Raw genomic sequence first — 17,418 nt, forward strand, 5'->3', positions numbered from 1 at the left:
GGCGGTGGTCAAAACACAGGGTATGCGTAGGCAAATGTCAGGCTGAGTAAGCGGGGTCGAAGCCCAGAAGACAGCGCTACACACAGGCTTTGAAAATCGATTTCCATGCCAACAAAAAGTCACTTTTCCCCAAGAAAAACCGCGTTTCTGAAGCACTGGCTGAATGCATGCGAACAAAAACGTTCGCAATCGGGCGTTGGATCCTGAAACTGAAAATCATTGAAGGTTGCCTCGCGCAGGCTATTTGCCGCGACTTGTTTCGACTCCTCTCACCAACCAACGCTCGGCATGACAGATAGCAGCCTCCCCGTAATTGAAAGCAGCTTATGACTTTGTCTCTTGCTTTTCGGCTCCTGCTTCTTCTAAAATCCCCCTACCCCCTTTGTCTATGATTTGCATTCCAAAATGCTGTCCAGAAATAAAGGGGGAGTCGGCCACCGCTCCCTTCTTGTTACTAGCGTCTTGATACTCGATACCCAAATCTAGCCTCCTACTTAGTACTTTGTACATGGTACTTCGTACTCCCTACTCGTTCTTCAAGCTATCCACAGGATTCATCAATGCCGCTTTTATACTTCTCAGGCAGATTGTACCAAATGCTATGACAAGTGTAATTACCGCAACCATCCCATAGATCCACCATGCAATGTCGATGTGATAGGCAAAATTCTCAAGCCACATATCCATAAAGAAATAGCCCGCCGGAAAGGCTATGATCAGGGAAATTCCAATCAACTTGATAAAGTCTCTGGCAAGCATCCCTACGATTTGGTTCACAGTAGAACCCAACACTTTTCGGATTCCGATCTCCTTGATCCGCTGCTCGGCTGTAAAAGTCACCAACCCAAACAAACCAAGGCAGGCCACGAAGATGGTCATCAAGGAAAGCACCGTTAAAAAAGAGCCCATCTTGGCTTCTTGTATGTAAGTCTCGTTGTATAACTCATCCAAAAACGCGTATTGAAAAGCCTCCCCTGTGTTGAATCCATTCCATGTTTTCTCCATATCAGCGAGCAAAGGCTGAAGCTCCGACTTTTCTACTTTCAAAATCAGGCTGTAGTAAGGATTGTAAACCATCATCAAAGGCTTGATAGGTTCCCTGAGCGATTTTGCTACAAAATCTTTTACTACGCCCACTACTTTCACTTCTTCCCTGCCACCCTGATTGTCAGTCCTCTTTTCAAAGACTTTCCCAATGGGATCCTCGGCGATTCCCAACTCCCGGGCGGCAGTCTGATTGATGATGATGTTGTTTTCTTCCGAACCCAGATCCAGAGAAAAGTTTCTCCCATCCACTATTTCCATTCCCAATGTTGGGATGTACTCTTCATCGATCCCGTATTGAATCATCCTCAACGAGCCGGAAGTAGATTCATCCAATACCAGATTTTGGCTGTTTGTATCGGTTGGACCAGATGGGATATAGGCTGATTTTGTCACGCTTTGAACCCGTGGATCTGATTTCAATCTGTCTCTAAATACATCCAGATGCTCGCCCAAGAGTCCCGCGTCACGTAAGACAATCAGCTGCTCTTTGTCATATCCCAGATCCTTATTTTGGATGTAGTTCATCTGCTGGGATACCACAAGGGTACCAATAATCAGGACGACCGAAACCGCAAATTGGAAGACCACCAAGCTACTTCTGAACCCACTTCTATTGCTTCTGGTGATTTTCTTTTTCAAAGATTCAATCGGCTGAAATGCCGAAAGGAAAAATGCCGGATATCCGCCTGCCATCAGTGTGACCAATAAAATAAGAGCTAAAAGAGCCAGGACAACCAACGGCTGGAACAAAAATCCGAGTGAGAGGGATTTGTCGGCGAAATCATTGAAAAACGGAAGTGCCAACTTTGCCGCGACAATCCCCAAAACCATCGCAATTGACACCGCAATAAGTGATTCTGACAAAAACTGAAATACCAAATCTTGCTTTCCCGAGCCCATTACTTTTCTCACTGCAATTTCTTTGGCCCGCTGAGAAGCTCCAGCCGTAGAGAGATTCATGAAATTGATGCATGCAATCAGCAACATAAAAGCCGCTATAGCACAATAAATCAGGACGGTTTGCATATCTCCTCCCGCCTCAAAATCACCTTTACCCGCAAACTGATTGTTGAGATGAATGTCAGTAAGAGCTTGAAGTTTAAGAAAAACGTGGTTTCCTTTTTCAAAAAACTCTTCGAAACCCATCCCCAAACCTTGCTTCATTTGATCCTCCATGTACTTTCTGGTAAGTGCAGGAATTTTAGATTCCACTTGTTCAGCCGTGGCGCCGTTGTTCAGCAGCAAATAGGTCACGTAGTTGCCGGAAAGCCAACTTTGATTTTTGGCATCCGGATTACCCAACATAGATGCAAGCATGCCAAAATCGAAATGGGAATTCTCCGGGATGTTTTCAATCACACCGGTGACTGTGTAGTCCCCCGATAAATCGAAATATTGGCTGGAGTAATAGCCTAGTCCTTCCAGTGCGATAACCTGATTGATCGGATTTTCCTTCCCAAAAAGAGCATTCGCCTGATCCTCGGTCAGTACGATTGAGTTGGGATTTATAAGTGCCGTTGCGGGATTTCCGCTGATAAATGGAAGATCAAAAACTTCAAAGAAATTAGAGTCTACCAAAGCTGTATTTCCCTTTCGAGTTACCTTTTCCCCAATTCTCACTTTGGTATTGGAATGCAGATTCAGGACTCTGGTACCTATTTCCACTTCCGGAATTTCTTCCTTAAACGTCTCTGCGACAGGAGCCATGACACTGGCCTCACTGAGTGTCTGATCTCCTATTTTAGCATCCAAGGTTACTCTGTAAATACGATCAGAATTCGCAAAAAACCGATCATAGCTTAACTCCTCCGCCACGTAAAGACTGATAACGAGACAGGTGGCAATGCCTAGGGAAAGTCCAAGAATGTTGATGAAAGACACCAACCTATTCTTCTTCAGGCTTCTCCAGGCGATTTTAAAGTAGGTTTTGATCATGGTCTCGATTGGAAAATTGAAATATTGGAAAATTTAAAGATTATGGGCTCGGCCTGATATCTATGGTTTCAAGTCAACCTTTAAATTCTCAATAAAGTAATTCCACTTTTATGCCACTGTAAAATCTTTGCTCAAGTACTCAAAAAGGCATAATTTGAATAATAGGATTTTTTAAGCTCGGACGCTTTTGTTCGCTCTCGGGCAAATCCCTTGCAATCTATTTATCTGCGATCCACTTTATCAAATCATCAACATCTACAATCGACCATGAGTGTGGATGTCTTTGTCCATTTGATCTATAACCTTTATTTTCTGTGGGGATAAATTCAACCTTATTACCAAACTTCTTGCTGAGATCTTCGGAAAGGTCTTTCAAAAAATAGGCGTTCATATCTTCATAATCGTTCATTCTGTTTTCTTTCCACCACACCGTATCAGGTTCTGTATAAAGCCTGATTTTTACGTCTTCTAACTCGGACAGGTTGTGTGCATTGTTTGTCCTCTTGGTATAGACTGATTTTTCCTCAAAGTTGGCAAGGCCACTTTCAGGTTTGCCGATTCCAGATTCAAGTAAGTCGATGAGCATCTGACTCTCCTGGACAGAGGCAGCCGAAAAATTCCTGTTAATATTTCTTTTTGCATTTTCATAAAGCCCCAGAAGGTCAACAGGGGAATCTATTGCGAAAACGCCTATAGGTTGGATTTGGCTTTGCGACTGCTTTAAATAGTTCCCCATCAACAGACTGACGTTTCCTCCACTTGAAAATCCGCCGATAAACACATTGCCAGTTTCAAGATTGTATTTCGCGAACATCCCAGCAAGCACGCCAAAGAGCTTCTTTTTTTCGTGATCCTCTAGCCAAATTCTCCGATTAAAGGTCATCAACGCTACTGTTATCCCATTCTCCACAGCAGGTTCCAAGATCTCAAATTCTCTTTTGATGATATCTGGATTTTCTGGGAAACCTGGGAATAAAACTAGAACCCCATTTGATTTTCTTTTTGGGATGATCAATTCATAGTCATCGGTTTTGTGGGATGTAAATGAATTTTCGAAGGTTTCTTCAAGTTGGCTGCAATCTTCTGGAGTCGACACATCCCGAAATATGTTCCATACTTTATCGTTAAAACTTTTGGGGGAAAATGAAAAGACCATCAGGTGCTTATCTAAATCAGGGCAATAGAACTCTTTTACTTTTACATGTAGCCGGATTTGCTTTTGGGTGAAAAAGACATCAAAAAGATCAATTGATCCCTCATAAAATCGCTGGTTTGATGACTTATTTTTTGAAGAAAATGATGCGACAGACTTTGTGATCTTTTCGAGAGCGATTCCATTATTTTTCCCTACTTCAGCTGTTAAACCTGTGAAATAATCCGTCATCAACTCCTCAAGACGCTTCTCTGTCATTTCAGCTTGGCCGTCAAAATACCAGACAAAAGAATAGGTCCAGAACTCAGCGTTGGATATATCATCCCATCCGGGAGCAAATCGCACCTCTTCGACTCCGTTGAATTTGATTGAAGAAGCAAAAGTCGGTGGCAGAGAGATTGTTTCTTTTCCCCAATTAACAGGAGCGTCTAAGATGCCGGGGGGTTTACCAACGGTCTTCTCCTGAGCATCGCAGGAAGTAGACAGGAACAAGAATATAAGCAGCGTCCCAAAATAACTTTTCATAGAATTTATAGTCAATGTTGGAAAGTGGTAAAGTAAGAACGTTGTGAGGTTGTAAGGGGGTAAAGTGCTGAAAAACGATATGCTATAACCTTTATCTCATCCAAGTTAGATGAACATACTTTGTACTTGGTACATTGTACATCGTACCTTCTTGTCTCTTGCTTCTCGTCTCTTGACTCTCCTATCTTGATACTAGCGTCTTTATACTTGATACCAAACTCTTCACTCGCTCCTCAGATTTTTTACCGGGTTCAATCGGGCAGTTTTGATGGATTGAAAACTGACCGTCAACAGAGCGATCAGCAATCCTGCTCCGCCTGACACAGCAAACATCCACCACTCCAATGAAATCCTAAACGCAAAATCCCGAATCCAAAATTCCATGAAATACCAGGCTATTGGAACTGCGATCAGAAAACCCAACAAGACAGGTTTTAGGAAGTCCTTTGTAAGAAGATTTAAAATCTGCGGTTCAGAAGCTCCGTTGATTTTCCGGATGCCAATTTCCTTTGTCCTTCTGACGGATTCATAAGAAGACAGACCAAACAATCCCAAACAAGCTATGAAAATGGCCAAGCCGGTGAAGAAGTTGAAAATCATATAAAACTGCTGGTCAGCTTTGTATTGCCTGTTGAAGAAATCATCCAGGAAGAAGTACTTGAAAGGTTCTTCCGGATAGATCTTTTTCCATTCAGACTCAGCAAAATCAATGACCGCTTCCAGATTCTTCGGAGCTTCTCCTGCCCTGCTAAGATTCAGGGTAATGAATTCACTGTAGTTGGGTTGGAGATAGAATATTATAGGCTCAAAATCATTCTTCAACGATTTATGATGATAATCCTTCAACACTCCCACTATTTCTTTTACTCCACCAAATACTGCGATCTGCTGGTGAATCGCGTCACTGGGTTTTTCATAACCAAGGCGTTTGGCGGCAGTTTCGTTGATTAAGATCGCATGATCTTTGGTACCGAAATCCGGAGCCGTCTCATTTGATTTCAAGATTTCTCCTCCACTTATCGGCTGGTCTTCGTCAAGAAATCTACCTGCTGCCAGTTCCATCCCAAAAGTGGAAGTGTACTCATAATCCACTCCCATGACATGAAAAAACTTGGCATTTTCAGGTTGATCGAGTCTCCTTACGAAATTATTCCCGCGAATCTCAGTCGAAGGTACGTTTCGCGAAAAGGTGACATTTTCAATCGTATTGAAGCTTTTCAGGGAAGCTTTGTATGCAGTCATTTTCGTCTGAAACTCCGGGATACTGTTGGCAAATCTTGCTCCTTCGATCACCAGTTTCTGGTCGATATCGACTCCCAAGTCATAGTTTCTCATAAAGGAAAGTTGCCTGTTGACCGTGAAAACCACCATCATAAATATGGCTGCTACCGTAAACTGAAATACAACAAGGCCTTTTTTCATCCATTGTCCCTGTTCTGAACTGGAAAGATTACCTTTCAAAACAGCAATCGGTTGGTACCCTGATAGGATAACGGCGGGATACAATCCGCTCAAAAGAGTTCCTGCAATGAAAATCGAAACAATCCCCAGGATCACTTTTGGCTCGACCAAGATTGAATTCTCAAAAGGAATATCAATCAAAGTCGAAAAAACGGGCATACTCAGATAGAATAGAAAAATCGCCAAACCCAATCCAAAGGCATTGTATAGAAATGCCTCCATCATGTGTTGTAAAATCAGTTGAATCCGAGAGGCGCCGATGGTTTTCCTCAGTCCGGATTCTTTGGCTCGCTCCATAGACCTGACAGTCGACAGGTTCACAAAATTCACCCAAGCCAATACCAAGATGCAGATTGCTACTATAGAAAGACTGTAAACGGTTTGCGCATTCCCATTCACCTCCAACTCATTTTTCAAATTCGAATTCAAATGAATGTCAGGTACTGGCTGGAAGCTCATCTGATAAGCAAAGCCTTGCTCTCTTCGATCAGCAGTATTGAGATCTACAATGGGTTGAAATGAAGCCGCAAGTTGGCTGGCATCGACTTCTGGTTTTAGAAGTATGTAGGTGTAGAAGTTTTCCCAGAACCACGCATTTTCTGTTTCATCGCGGTAGTCAGTTTGCCCGTCGTCCCAATTGTACATGGTTGGGTAAGAAACCAAAAAATCAAAATTCAAATGGGAATTTTCGGGCGGATCAGCTGCCACTCCTGTAATCTGAAGATCTGTGGTACCAAAGTAGGTTTTGCACTGGATAGTTTTTCCAACCGGATTGACAGATCTCCATTCTTCTCCGAAATACTTTTCAGCGGTTGTTTCCGAAATCACGGCTGAATTGGGAGCAACAAGCGCATCTGAAGAATTTCCCAAAACCAAAGGGAACGTAAAGACTTCAAAGAAGGCATTGTCTGTGTAGAAGACTTTCTTCTCTTCAAAAACCAGCTTCTCCTCTCCTCTCTGAACAGAAAAAACTCCGGGCTGGGGCATCAACCTTGCAAAGGTTTCGACTGATTCAGGAAAGCTTTCTTTCAATGTTCTACCCACTACCGGGAAAGTTGTAGCGAGACTCGTTTCGAGTTCTCCGTTCTTGTATTGGGTCAGGTCAACTCTAAAAATCCTGTCGGAATTCTCATGAAACAGATCGTGGCTTTTCTCAAAACTGACATACTGAAAAATTACCAGGCAGGCCGCCATGCCTATTGCTAGACCAAGGATATTGATGACAGAAAAAACCTTGTTTTTGAGCAGGGACCGCCAGGCGATTTTGATGTAGTTTTTCCACATGGTTTAATTGATTGGAAAATTGAAAGATTGCCATTGCGACCGAATGTCCCGAAATGCAAGTAGTCAACCGTTTCATTTCCACTATTATGCCAGCGCAAACGCGGCAAATGAGTTCAGTGTGACAGAAAGAGCACTTTTTACAGAAATTCTATCGGACAGTTTTGTCCGCCAGTGGGCAAAGCGGTTGTGCCGTCATTGGTAACGACGCAGGAGCGTGGCGACCTGATCGACATTAATTGATTTTAGGAAAACCAGAACCCCACGAAGGTCTCGGATCCGGAATGAAAAAACTTCAGTTTATACATCCAAATAGGCTTTTGAATATGAAACTAACTTATATCTTTAAGGGGAAGGAAAACGGCGAAGATTTGGCTGTTATCTAGCCAAGCCAATCGCTAATCCGAAAATGGGGAAGATATAGGAGTTACTGGAAACCCTCAAATGAGCATCTATCTTCAAATGGTCACTGGATTATGAAAACATTTAACTTTACGCTTTCAGAACAGACTGAAAAACGTCTTTTATAAATTAAAATTGCAGCAATGAAAATACAATCAATACTATTGGATGAGAGAATTGGCGCAGCAAATGTTCTCGTGGATCTAACGATTAAAGAATACCTGGCAGTCGCAAGCGACATAACAGATAACAATGAATTCCAAAGAAGAAAGGTTATTAAATCGAAAATTAAAGAAATTCTAAGAGAAGATTTGTTAAAAGGCTGCTCTATTCCGCCAATTGTTCTATCAATTAAAACTGACAGTCTCGGAGAGGATTTCAACTACAAAACATTTAGCGCAACCGACATAGATCATATTCTAAAAGCATTTGAAGAAAAAACCTTATTGATTATAGACGGCTTACAAAGAACCTACGTGATGTTGGGTATTGAAGAGGAATTACAACGTGAGGAAAAGCTGCATGGGAAAAAATCTGAAGTTTTTGAAAAATTTCTTGAGCAAAAAATTAGAGCAGAGATTTACGTTGGATTAGACAGGTTAGGTATTCTATATAGAATGATTACCTTAAATACTGGTCAAACAACGATGTCAACGAGACATTTAATGGAGATATTGTATTTTGACTATCGGCAAACTGGCATCGATGACATAAAGTTTGTTACAGATAAACAGGGCGATGTTATTCAAGCAAATACAAATGAGTTCAATTTTAAAGATGCGTTGGACGGGTTTAATTCGTATCTAGAAAAGGATGAGAATCTTTTTGAGAGGACTGAAATACTAGATAATATCAAAACATTAAATACACTTGCAAAAGAGGAGTATAAGAAGGACTTGTTTAAGGAGTTTATGATTACATATAAAAAGCTTCTCGATGCATTTGTCACATATTCACAAGATTGGAAGTATAATCCAGAAGATTTTAATATTTCTGAACTGGCAATAAAAGCGTTACCCTTTGGGAAATCTATTGTGGAAATTTTTAAACGTTCTCAAGCCCTAACCGGGTTTGGGGCGGCTGTAGGGTATTTAAAGGTAAATCGAGAATTAACTATTGACGATTTTAATAAGATGATGGACTCGCTTAATGAAAAAGGAGGAGATTTTGATTACGGATTTAAGCTGATATTGAAATATTTGGATATTATAAGAGACAAATCAAAAAAGATAGGTAATGATCAAAGATTCTTTTTTAGACATGTATTTGAGTTTCTTTTCGATCCGAACAGTGAAAGCCATCTGATTTTTGATCAGGCGGTTGAGTCCGCTTTTAATAAAACGCGTTCAGAAAAGCTTCCAAAATAAGTAATAATGCCTCTAAAAGTTCCTATTGAAGGAAGCTCGGATTTCTCCGAATTTTCATTTTCCCATTTTGAGCAAAATGGCAGCAATTATTTCGTTCTTAATAATGATGATGGTTCTGGAGAACAAATTAGAATTGAATTTCCATTTTCAATTGATAAAATTCCCCTCGATTATACGGTCTCATTATTTGCTTTCAGAAACATTTATTATTCTCAAAGTGATTTAATTGAATTACGTCTGCACGAGAAAGTAGCTGAGTCAGGTCGTATTGGATACATATATTTATTAAGCGCGTTAGTAGACAGGGAGAATAGTAATTTCAATAAGCATACGATACCCTATGTTTACCTTACGTATCTGAAGCTCATCACGGGAATAAATCCTTTCAAAGAAATTATTCCAACAACACAATCTGACATTTATAAAATCAGTGATTTCTACAATGACGATTTGGTAATTACGGCCATTTGCGATCAATTGGTTGTTGATGTTATAGACTTTTCTTTTGATGATTATTTATATCTTTTCTATACACATGGGTTTATTTATGTAGAGGACGTCTTAACAACTACGAACTATAATCCAATTCCATTTGTTAAAGAAAATTTTGAATCAATTAAAGAGTCGTTATACAATGGCCGATATTCTTGGAAGATAATTGGCGCATCTAAAACTTTGAGAAGTGAAGTTTATCCGTCTGTTCTCATCAAGAGGCTTATTTCGGAAAAACACTATTTTCTTTCAAAGTTTCATATTCTCTATCAAGTAATAGAATTGCTAATTTCAGACGTTCTGAAAAACGAGATAATGTTAACCTTTAATAATTTAGACAATGAAGTCTCAGGACAAAAAATAAAGGAGACATTCTCAATGCTTGCGACGGAAGGATATCGGATCAAACTTCTTATTAACTCATATTGTAAGCATACAATCGGTTTCGATACGGTTATGATTGAAAAAATAAACCATTTTTTTAGTGAAATTAGGGTCAATTTACCGGAGTCGGATGGCGATTCAGTATCAAATAAATTATCGTCTTTGATTTACAAGCATCGTAATAATTTAGTCCATAATTATCGAGTGATTCATCAAGAAGGAGATAGAGTGAACATGTATTTAGTTCTGCTAGATGAACTAAATTCATATTTCGAGTATTTAATTTTTGAAATATTGCATTCTTATAAACGAAGATTATCAATTTCAGAGATAGAAACAACGACTGTATAAATTTGCACCCCCTTCTCGGCGTAGTCTACACCTTTTCTGTTTTGAAGTTCAGAGTGACGATGGGTGGGATTTGCAATTCCACCCTCCTATTTTTTGGGATTTGTAATCCCTTTCCCACTTCGATCAGTTCCTAAAGGAATCCAGCAAAACCAGCTTCCGGAGAAGCAGGACAGCGGGCAGATTGCTTCGCTCGTACCTCACTAGGAATGACGCCACCCACTTTTAAAGAAAGTCTCTATCGACAAGATTAGTGGCTTCTTATTTCTCCAGCATCTTTTTCAGCAACTCCACCTTCTCACGCTCGGATTCCAAGAGACGTTCCATCAAAGCAACTTTTTCTTCAAAAAGCTGCACAACTTTATCAATTGGGTTAAAGTTGGGGTTTTGATTGTAAACAAATCCCGTTGCACTATCGTGAGTTGTGAATGTATTGGAAATGATGTTTACAGCACTTTCCTCATCAAATTTCTTTATCGCCTCCGCAGGAACATTCAGTATCTCCGCCACCTGCCGCAATAGCTCCTCTTCCACTTCTTCCTTTTGCTCCAGCAGGCTGATCTTCTTCTGTGACCAGTCAGAACCCAGTTCGAAAGCCAGTGCCTCCTGCTTGATGCCCATCATCTCCCGGAATCGCTTGATGTTTCTGCCGTGGTGAATCTTTTCGTTCATAGTCTCTGAAGGATTGCGTATTGAAAATTACGGATTTTTTCCCTTGCCCGTAAAACTAAATTATTCCAATTCCCCGACTCTGCCAAGGAACACTGGAAATTCAACGGCTTTTTCGGACAAGAAATGACACGGTTCGTTTTTAGGTACGCCCGGCACAGGAATTCGACCAGCGAGTGGGGATATTTTATTCGTACCGGCTACTATTTCATCCTGTTCCAGCATAGGATAGACATCTGGGTTCAGCCAAATTTCCGTGGAACAAAACCAAAGGAAACCATGAATTTATTACACATCTCTAATGTCAATAACTCAGTCATCTCTTCGGGAGGCAGCGTAAGTGTCACCTACGGGACTGATTCTGGGAGTTATATCGAGCTTTTGCTTCAGGCTCTTGAAATGAACAGAAAACTCGTCGCCGCAATATCCAAAGAATGGGAATCGGAGGAACAGTGTCTTGATCATGTCATACGACTGATTGAAGAATCCAAAAAACTTGAAGTCACAGTTGCAGAAAATCTTAAATCTCGATAGCTATGAATCGGTTGACCTATATTCCAGGAAAAGAACTTTTCGAACTGCACGATCCCGAAACGATCCAAAAGTACCTTTGGGAAATGCATAAGGGATGGGTTTGCTACTTAAGCGAGCATAGGGAAGGTGAGGATCCTTCTGTCCGACTTTTCTTTTTCGAGTTACTTTGGAACTGGATCTCCGAACATATCCCCGCACCCAAGAATCCCGAAAAGTGAACCAAAATGGGCAAGGTTTATTTAGGGTTTGTATAGCCTTAGATTAGCTTTTTGATAAGATTAGGATAGCATAATACCCTATACATAGTATAAACTAAATATCTGTAATTCTTATATTTACGCTCTCTGGAATTTTGCTTTTATGAAAGTTTTTCTTAGTTTAATTCTTGATTTGTTCAACCTTCAAATTTTCAAACGATGGCGACTTTACCCAACTCCAACATCATCCTGCCCAAGGGCACGATCGGAAACCTGGTTTTCTACACGCTCGACGGCAAGACGGTGGTGCGTAGCAAGCCTTCTCAAAACCATAAAAACAAGTACAATCCCAGCCCGCTGCAGCTTATCCAGCGGGAACAACTCATCGGCATCAATGCCTTTCTCAAACCCATCAAGCAGGCTTTGAACTTTGGCTATCAGGAGTTTTTGACCGATAGCAAAAAAGGAATGCACTGGGCCTATTCGGAAATCAATACCAAAGGATATAACCACACTAAAAGCCCAAAAATTGATCCCGCCTTCCTGCGCATCAGCAAGGGCAGCCTGCTGGGGCCTGAGAATCCCAAGGTCCATAGAAACGGAAATTCGATTGGAATCACCTGGTCGGACAACTCCACCGAGGGGAAAGCCCGGCCAACCGACGAAGCCTTTATTCTATGCTATTGCCCCGAAGAAGCCAAATACATTTGGCCGGAAATCAAATTCCGAAGGAATTCTGGTCAGGCAACAATCGAATTGGACACGGTCAAATCGACTATATCTTGGCATGTCTACCTTGCGTTCAGCCAGATCAATTTCAAGAAGAAGAAATATATCCTATCGGATTCGGTGTATTTGGGGCGGGTTTAAAATTCCGATATGCTACCGAGCAGTTGTCCCTGTGGGACATTCGGCTGAACACTATTTGTATCCCACTCCGCCTCGGTCTGTGTCCCACAGACCGAAACCAAAACCGGTGCTCTCCGGGGTTTGCAACCTCGAAGCATTATCTCGGGATTTGTAATCCCCTTTTACACTCAATCATCTTCTGCCGGAATCCAATCAATCCAGCTTCTGGAGAAGCAGGATAGCGGCACTGCTCCCTGTATGTTTCTGGAGTCTTTACCCGCTTTACTGTACTTCCCTTAGCTTTAACAGATAGTATGTATTCCAGTCTTCTTCTCCAAGAATCCTTTGATTTTTTTGGACAAAAATTTGTCCATCTTTGTTTACAATAGGGGTTGAAATTATTCCTGATGGCAATTCAATATCGTCTTGGAGCAATTTATAATCTGAATCATAAACTGCAGCAAATTTTGGTAAGGATTCAAAGAAATCCATCCACTCAACTTGATTCTGCCTGTCGTAATTCTTTACAATATTTTCCCCAGCTCCCTTTTTGTAAATAAGAACTATTTTGTCTTCAAGCACATACAGTTGCTCTATCACGGATGGGACTACCATTTCTAGTTTGGAAAACAATTCATCTGTGTTTTGTAAACTGACTTGTGGAAAAGGGATTTGGTCTTTCACATTTAGACTGACACTTTCTTTAAAAATCAGATCTTCTTCCTTTTCTTCATAGACATAGAACTTCATTTCAGCCATTAGGAATAAATACCAAAATTCACCTTTCTTTATGATCTTAGGATGATGTAAGAAATGGAAATCGCCATCTTTGTAGATTGAAGTTTCAGGGATTTCCATTTTCAGCGCTACTTCCTTTGTAATAGTATCTATTACCTCCAATATTGGTTCATTGTAATATTTTCGATAGAATTTCTCTTGGTCTTCCCAATCTTTTAGATCTCTTTCAGGGCGGTAGTATGCTAATTTATTTCCCAGTTTAATGGCGGGTCTATTGTAAGGATGCATATAGGTATAATTCTCAGGTATAGGGATATTATTGATTATCTCTCCTTCATTTGAAAACTGTATCAATCCTCTATGTAATTCCATAATTGTAAATTTCCCATCAAAAAACCCCGCTGAATAGGCCATGTTTATGGCATTTGGTCCGTCTGATTTGAGCTCAATATGAGATGTGATTTTACCGGTCTTGTCAAAAATAATGTAGGATGAAAGCCCCTCTTCTTTTGCCAAGAAGATTCCGTCTTCACTGTCAATTAATGTCAATTCTTTTAGGTGATTGACTCTGATTGAATCAGTCATTTCAAATTTATAATTTGTTGAAATGGATTGATCTATGTTTTTATTTTTTGCGCAACCAATCAATGCCGCAATAAGAATTAGGCATGTAAAATTTCTCATATCCAAATTTAATGGAACGAATAATTTCAGGCTTCATAAGGTATGTTAAATCGGAATGCATAACTCTTAACTTATCTAAAGTTACCAGATATTTCCGCAACTGGGTGTAGAAACGTCTGACTGGGTGGGATCCCATACAGCAGTCGGGAGCGATCCTTTCTCGGCTCACCTCGGACCAAAGATCGAATCGGATAACCTTAAGGACTACTTTCAGTTAATTCAGTATACAATCAAGTCCTGTCCTACTCTAATCTAAAAGGGCTCTCTTTCCCCAGCAATCCTTTCTTGCTGTAGAGTCGCTCCTATAACCGATCATTCATGTTGGGATCATTTAACAAATCCTCAATTGTCTGTCTCTTCTTCATTTTGTGTGAATTTAGCAGACACACTTAATTGAACACTCTCTGAGAGTACAGACGGAATCTTAAATTTCTATCTAACAAACGGTTCTTTCTCGGGTCTAGAGTCGCTCGATCGGATTGTATATGCAATCCTACTCTTCTATTTTCGGGATTTGTCATCTTTTTTCACTTCGATCATCTCACACCGGCATCAATAAATCCGGCTTCCGGAGAAGGAAAACAGTTGAGCGTTTGCGGCAGCAACCACTTACAGACCTTATCACTCACTCCTTCCGACTTGATACCAGCTACTCAAGTCTTGCTTCTTGTCTCTCGTCTCTTAGCTCTTACTTTATACTGACGTCTTGATACTAGATACTTAAATCTTGCTTCTCGCCTCTTGCCTCTCCCTACTCACTCTTCAAGCTGTTGACTGGATTGGCATAGGCAGATTTCAGGGTTTGTCCACCCACCGTCAGCATTGCAATTAGCAATATCAAGATGGAAGGAAGTGCAAATAGCCCTAACCCGAGATCAACCCGGTTGGCGTAGTTGCCGAGCCAAGTCTGGATGATATAGTAGGAAATGGGAATCGCGATCAGGCCGGACAGTCCCACAATCGCCAGAAAGCCCTTTGACAAGATCCAGACTAATGAAGGCTTGGATGCGCCCAGCACGGTCCGTACTCCGATCTCCTTGATCCGCATCTGCACCATGAATGCCGTCAGACCAAACAAGCCCAAAGCCGCGATCACAATCGACAAAAATGTAAACAGCAAAACGGTCTTCCCAAACTGCTGCTCTTGCTGGTACTGGGCGTTGTACAGGTCGTTAAGGAAATAGTAGTCGTAGCTAAAATCCGGATAGACCTGATTCCAGATAGCTTCCAGTCCAGCCACCGCCTCTTGCGAATCCTGGGTATTGAGCTTGATGATGAAGTTTTGTTCGGCTTCACTTTTCCACAAGATCAACGGCATGTAGGCCTCCTTAGGAGATCGCTGGTGAAAATCCTTAAAAACTCCATGAATCTGGGAAGGCTTGTTGGTCAGGTTAAAGGTGATCCGTTGTCCTACCGCCTCTTCAGGGCTGCTGAATCCAATGGAATGCATGGCAGTTTCACTGATTATCACTTGGTCTTGGGCGGTCTCGGGTTCAAAAGATGCTCCTGCCAAAAACTCTATTTCCATCACTTTCGAATAGTTGTCATTTACGCCGTAGTGATAGTAGGTGTAGCTTTCTTCTTTCTCATCCGCTCCGACTCTTCTGATCCCACCCGTTGAATTCAGGTCTTTCACTTCCGAGCCTGGCACTGAGCCAGCCAGGGTCACAGCGTCTACCCAACTGTTTTGCTGCGCAAGACTCTCAAAAGTCTTAATCAGCCCTTTCTTCAGGGAATCAGAGGCAATGTCTTGGGGAGTTCTCACCACCAAAGTGTTGTCGATGGCGACTCCCAAATCCTGTGAGTTTAAGAATTGCATCTGCCGGAAGATGGCAAAGGACACGCAGAGCAACACCACCGACGCAATAAACTGTACATACACCAAGCCCTTTCTCAAGGCCACTCCATTGCCTGTATTGCTGAATTTTCCTTTCAATACCAGCATGGGCTTGAAGCCCGACAGAACCAGCGCGGGATAAAATCCTGAAATCAACGAACCAAAAACCACAACTCCCAACACGAGAAGCAGCAGTTTGAGCTCCCCAAATTGACTGACCGAAAGATCCAGTCCGGTGAAATCTTTGAACAAGGGCAAAAGCATGAAAAAGAGAAGCACGGAAACTGCTCCTGCAACCAAATTGATCAGAAATGCCTCGCTGTAAAACTGCATGATCAACTGTAGCTTGCTCGATCCGATGGTCTTGCGGATTCCCACTTCTTTGGCCCGATCCATCGCTTTGGCAGTGGACAGGTTGATGTAGTTGATCCAAGCCAGCACCATGACCAAGATTCCGATCAGCAGCATGAAGTTGACCGTCTGCGCACTGCCGTTTACCTCCGGTTCGTAGGTTTTGTTGGAATAGAGATGGATGTCTTGGATGGGCTCAGCTATCACGATCTCTTTGCTCAACTGAACATGGTTTTTGGAGAATTTCAGCAATTTTTCATTGAACTCTGCCAGCTCCACCCCTTCCTTCATAAGCAGATACGTGTACTCGTTGTTGGCGCTCCAGAGATTGTCAGGGTACCAAGGCTGTATGATCGGCAGCGTGACATGGGAGATCAGCAGCTCAAATTTGATGTGCGTGTTTTGGGGTAAATCCCGCATCACCGCCACGACCTCAAGCGGCGTCTGTGTGTAAGAAAAACTCAGGGTCTCACCCACCGCATCAGACTTTCCAAAGTATTTTTGGGCTAGAGATTCGGAAAGAATCACCTTGTAGGGCTCGTTAAATTTGGCAATGGCCCGATCATCTATCAAGTCGATGGAAAAGATGTCCAGGATAGTACTGTCTACCAGGTAGACCCTGGACTCGTAGCTTTTGATGTCAGTAGAAATCGCCTTAAACTCCAAGGGTTCCAGCGAAAACATCCGCACATAGCCCAAGACCTCAGGCATCTGATCTGCCAACTCCTGGCCCAATAGCTGATAGACTTCGGAGTCATTGAGCAGAAATTCATTACCCTTGTATAAATCCATCGTGATGCGATAGATGTCTTTCGCATTGGCATGCATATCCTCATAGCTCCGTTCAAAATTGACATAAAACAAGATCATCAAGGTCGAAACCAGCCCAATGCTCAGCCCCAAGACATGGATAAAGGTCGAGGTCTTGTTTCGGATCAGGTTCCTAAACGAAATTTTGAGGTAGTTTTTCCACATGGCTTTTGTGATTCATGGTAGTCTAGGTTGACCGTTTTCTTGACTGTAATCTCGCTTCTTTGGTCTTGTCTCTCGCTTCTGTGCTTTGACTCCGCTCAGCATGACAGATACCGGCTACTTGATACTCAAATCTTTGCTTCTTCTCTATCGTCTCTCAGCACCTACTTGATACTTGCGTCTTGATACTAG

At 41.7% G+C, this 17,418-nt stretch carries 11 protein-coding genes; 5 read left to right on the plus strand and 6 right to left on the minus strand.

What is annotated here, in order from left to right:
- Window positions 1-525: 525 nt before the first annotated feature.
- The 3 genes from G459_RS0109845 to G459_RS0109855 all read right to left on the minus strand — a co-directional run bounded on the left by G459_RS0109845 (window position 526) and on the right by G459_RS0109855 (window position 7,405).
- Window positions 526-2,982, minus strand: a complete 2,457-nt coding sequence (locus tag G459_RS0109845) for an ABC transporter permease (RefSeq protein WP_026967507.1) — start codon at window positions 2,980-2,982, stop codon at window positions 526-528.
- 217 nt (window positions 2,983-3,199) lie between these two features.
- Window positions 3,200-4,660 carry an alpha/beta hydrolase gene (locus tag G459_RS28930; protein ID WP_051315158.1) on the minus strand — a complete coding sequence of 487 codons (1,461 nt, stop codon included), beginning with the start codon at window positions 4,658-4,660 and terminating at the stop codon, window positions 3,200-3,202.
- A 222-nt stretch (window positions 4,661-4,882) separates the two neighbouring features.
- Window positions 4,883-7,405, minus strand: a complete 2,523-nt coding sequence (locus tag G459_RS0109855) for an ABC transporter permease (RefSeq protein ID WP_026967509.1) — start codon at window positions 7,403-7,405, stop codon at window positions 4,883-4,885.
- A 542-nt stretch (window positions 7,406-7,947) separates the two neighbouring features.
- Between G459_RS0109855 and G459_RS0109860 the strand changes: the two genes are divergently transcribed.
- Window positions 7,948-9,171 (plus strand): ligand-gated ion channel, encoded by a 1,224-nt coding sequence (locus G459_RS0109860; protein WP_026967510.1) that lies wholly within the window; start codon window positions 7,948-7,950, stop codon window positions 9,169-9,171.
- A 6-nt stretch (window positions 9,172-9,177) separates the two neighbouring features.
- A complete protein-coding gene (locus G459_RS0109865) occupies window positions 9,178-10,398 on the plus strand; it encodes a hypothetical protein (RefSeq protein WP_026967511.1) in 1,221 nt (406 codons plus the stop codon).
- A 258-nt stretch (window positions 10,399-10,656) separates the two neighbouring features.
- Here the strand turns inward: G459_RS0109865 and G459_RS0109875 are convergent, their stop codons facing one another.
- Entirely contained in the window at window positions 10,657-11,067 is a 411-nt protein-coding gene (locus tag G459_RS0109875; RefSeq protein WP_026967512.1) for a helix-turn-helix domain-containing protein, read from the minus strand.
- Between the two features lie 276 nt (window positions 11,068-11,343).
- On the opposite strand from G459_RS0109875, the gene G459_RS29830 reads away from it, so the two are divergent.
- The 3 genes from G459_RS29830 to G459_RS0109890 all read left to right on the plus strand — a co-directional run bounded on the left by G459_RS29830 (window position 11,344) and on the right by G459_RS0109890 (window position 12,665).
- On the plus strand, window positions 11,344-11,598 hold the full coding sequence (locus G459_RS29830) for a hypothetical protein (RefSeq protein WP_157373306.1): 255 nt from the start codon (window positions 11,344-11,346) through the stop codon (window positions 11,596-11,598).
- A gap of 2 nt (window positions 11,599-11,600) precedes the next feature.
- Window positions 11,601-11,816 (plus strand): hypothetical protein, encoded by a 216-nt coding sequence (locus G459_RS0109885; RefSeq protein ID WP_026967514.1) that lies wholly within the window; start codon window positions 11,601-11,603, stop codon window positions 11,814-11,816.
- Between the two features lie 198 nt (window positions 11,817-12,014).
- On the plus strand, window positions 12,015-12,665 hold the full coding sequence (locus G459_RS0109890) for a DUF6266 family protein (RefSeq protein ID WP_026967515.1): 651 nt from the start codon (window positions 12,015-12,017) through the stop codon (window positions 12,663-12,665).
- A 261-nt stretch (window positions 12,666-12,926) separates the two neighbouring features.
- On the opposite strand, the gene G459_RS0109895 is transcribed toward G459_RS0109890, so the two are convergent.
- Together G459_RS0109895 and G459_RS0109900 are read right to left on the minus strand one after the other, a co-directional pair.
- Window positions 12,927-14,066 (minus strand): hypothetical protein, encoded by a 1,140-nt coding sequence (locus G459_RS0109895; RefSeq protein ID WP_026967516.1) that lies wholly within the window; start codon window positions 14,064-14,066, stop codon window positions 12,927-12,929.
- Between the two features lie 751 nt (window positions 14,067-14,817).
- Complete coding sequence (locus G459_RS0109900) at window positions 14,818-17,229, minus strand: ABC transporter permease (protein WP_026967517.1); 2,412 nt, start codon at window positions 17,227-17,229, stop codon at window positions 14,818-14,820.
- Window positions 17,230-17,418 lie beyond the last annotated feature (189 nt).

This window comes from Algoriphagus terrigena DSM 22685 (assembly GCF_000429445.1).
Taxonomy (GTDB): Bacteria; Bacteroidota; Bacteroidia; order Cytophagales; family Cyclobacteriaceae; genus Algoriphagus; species Algoriphagus terrigena.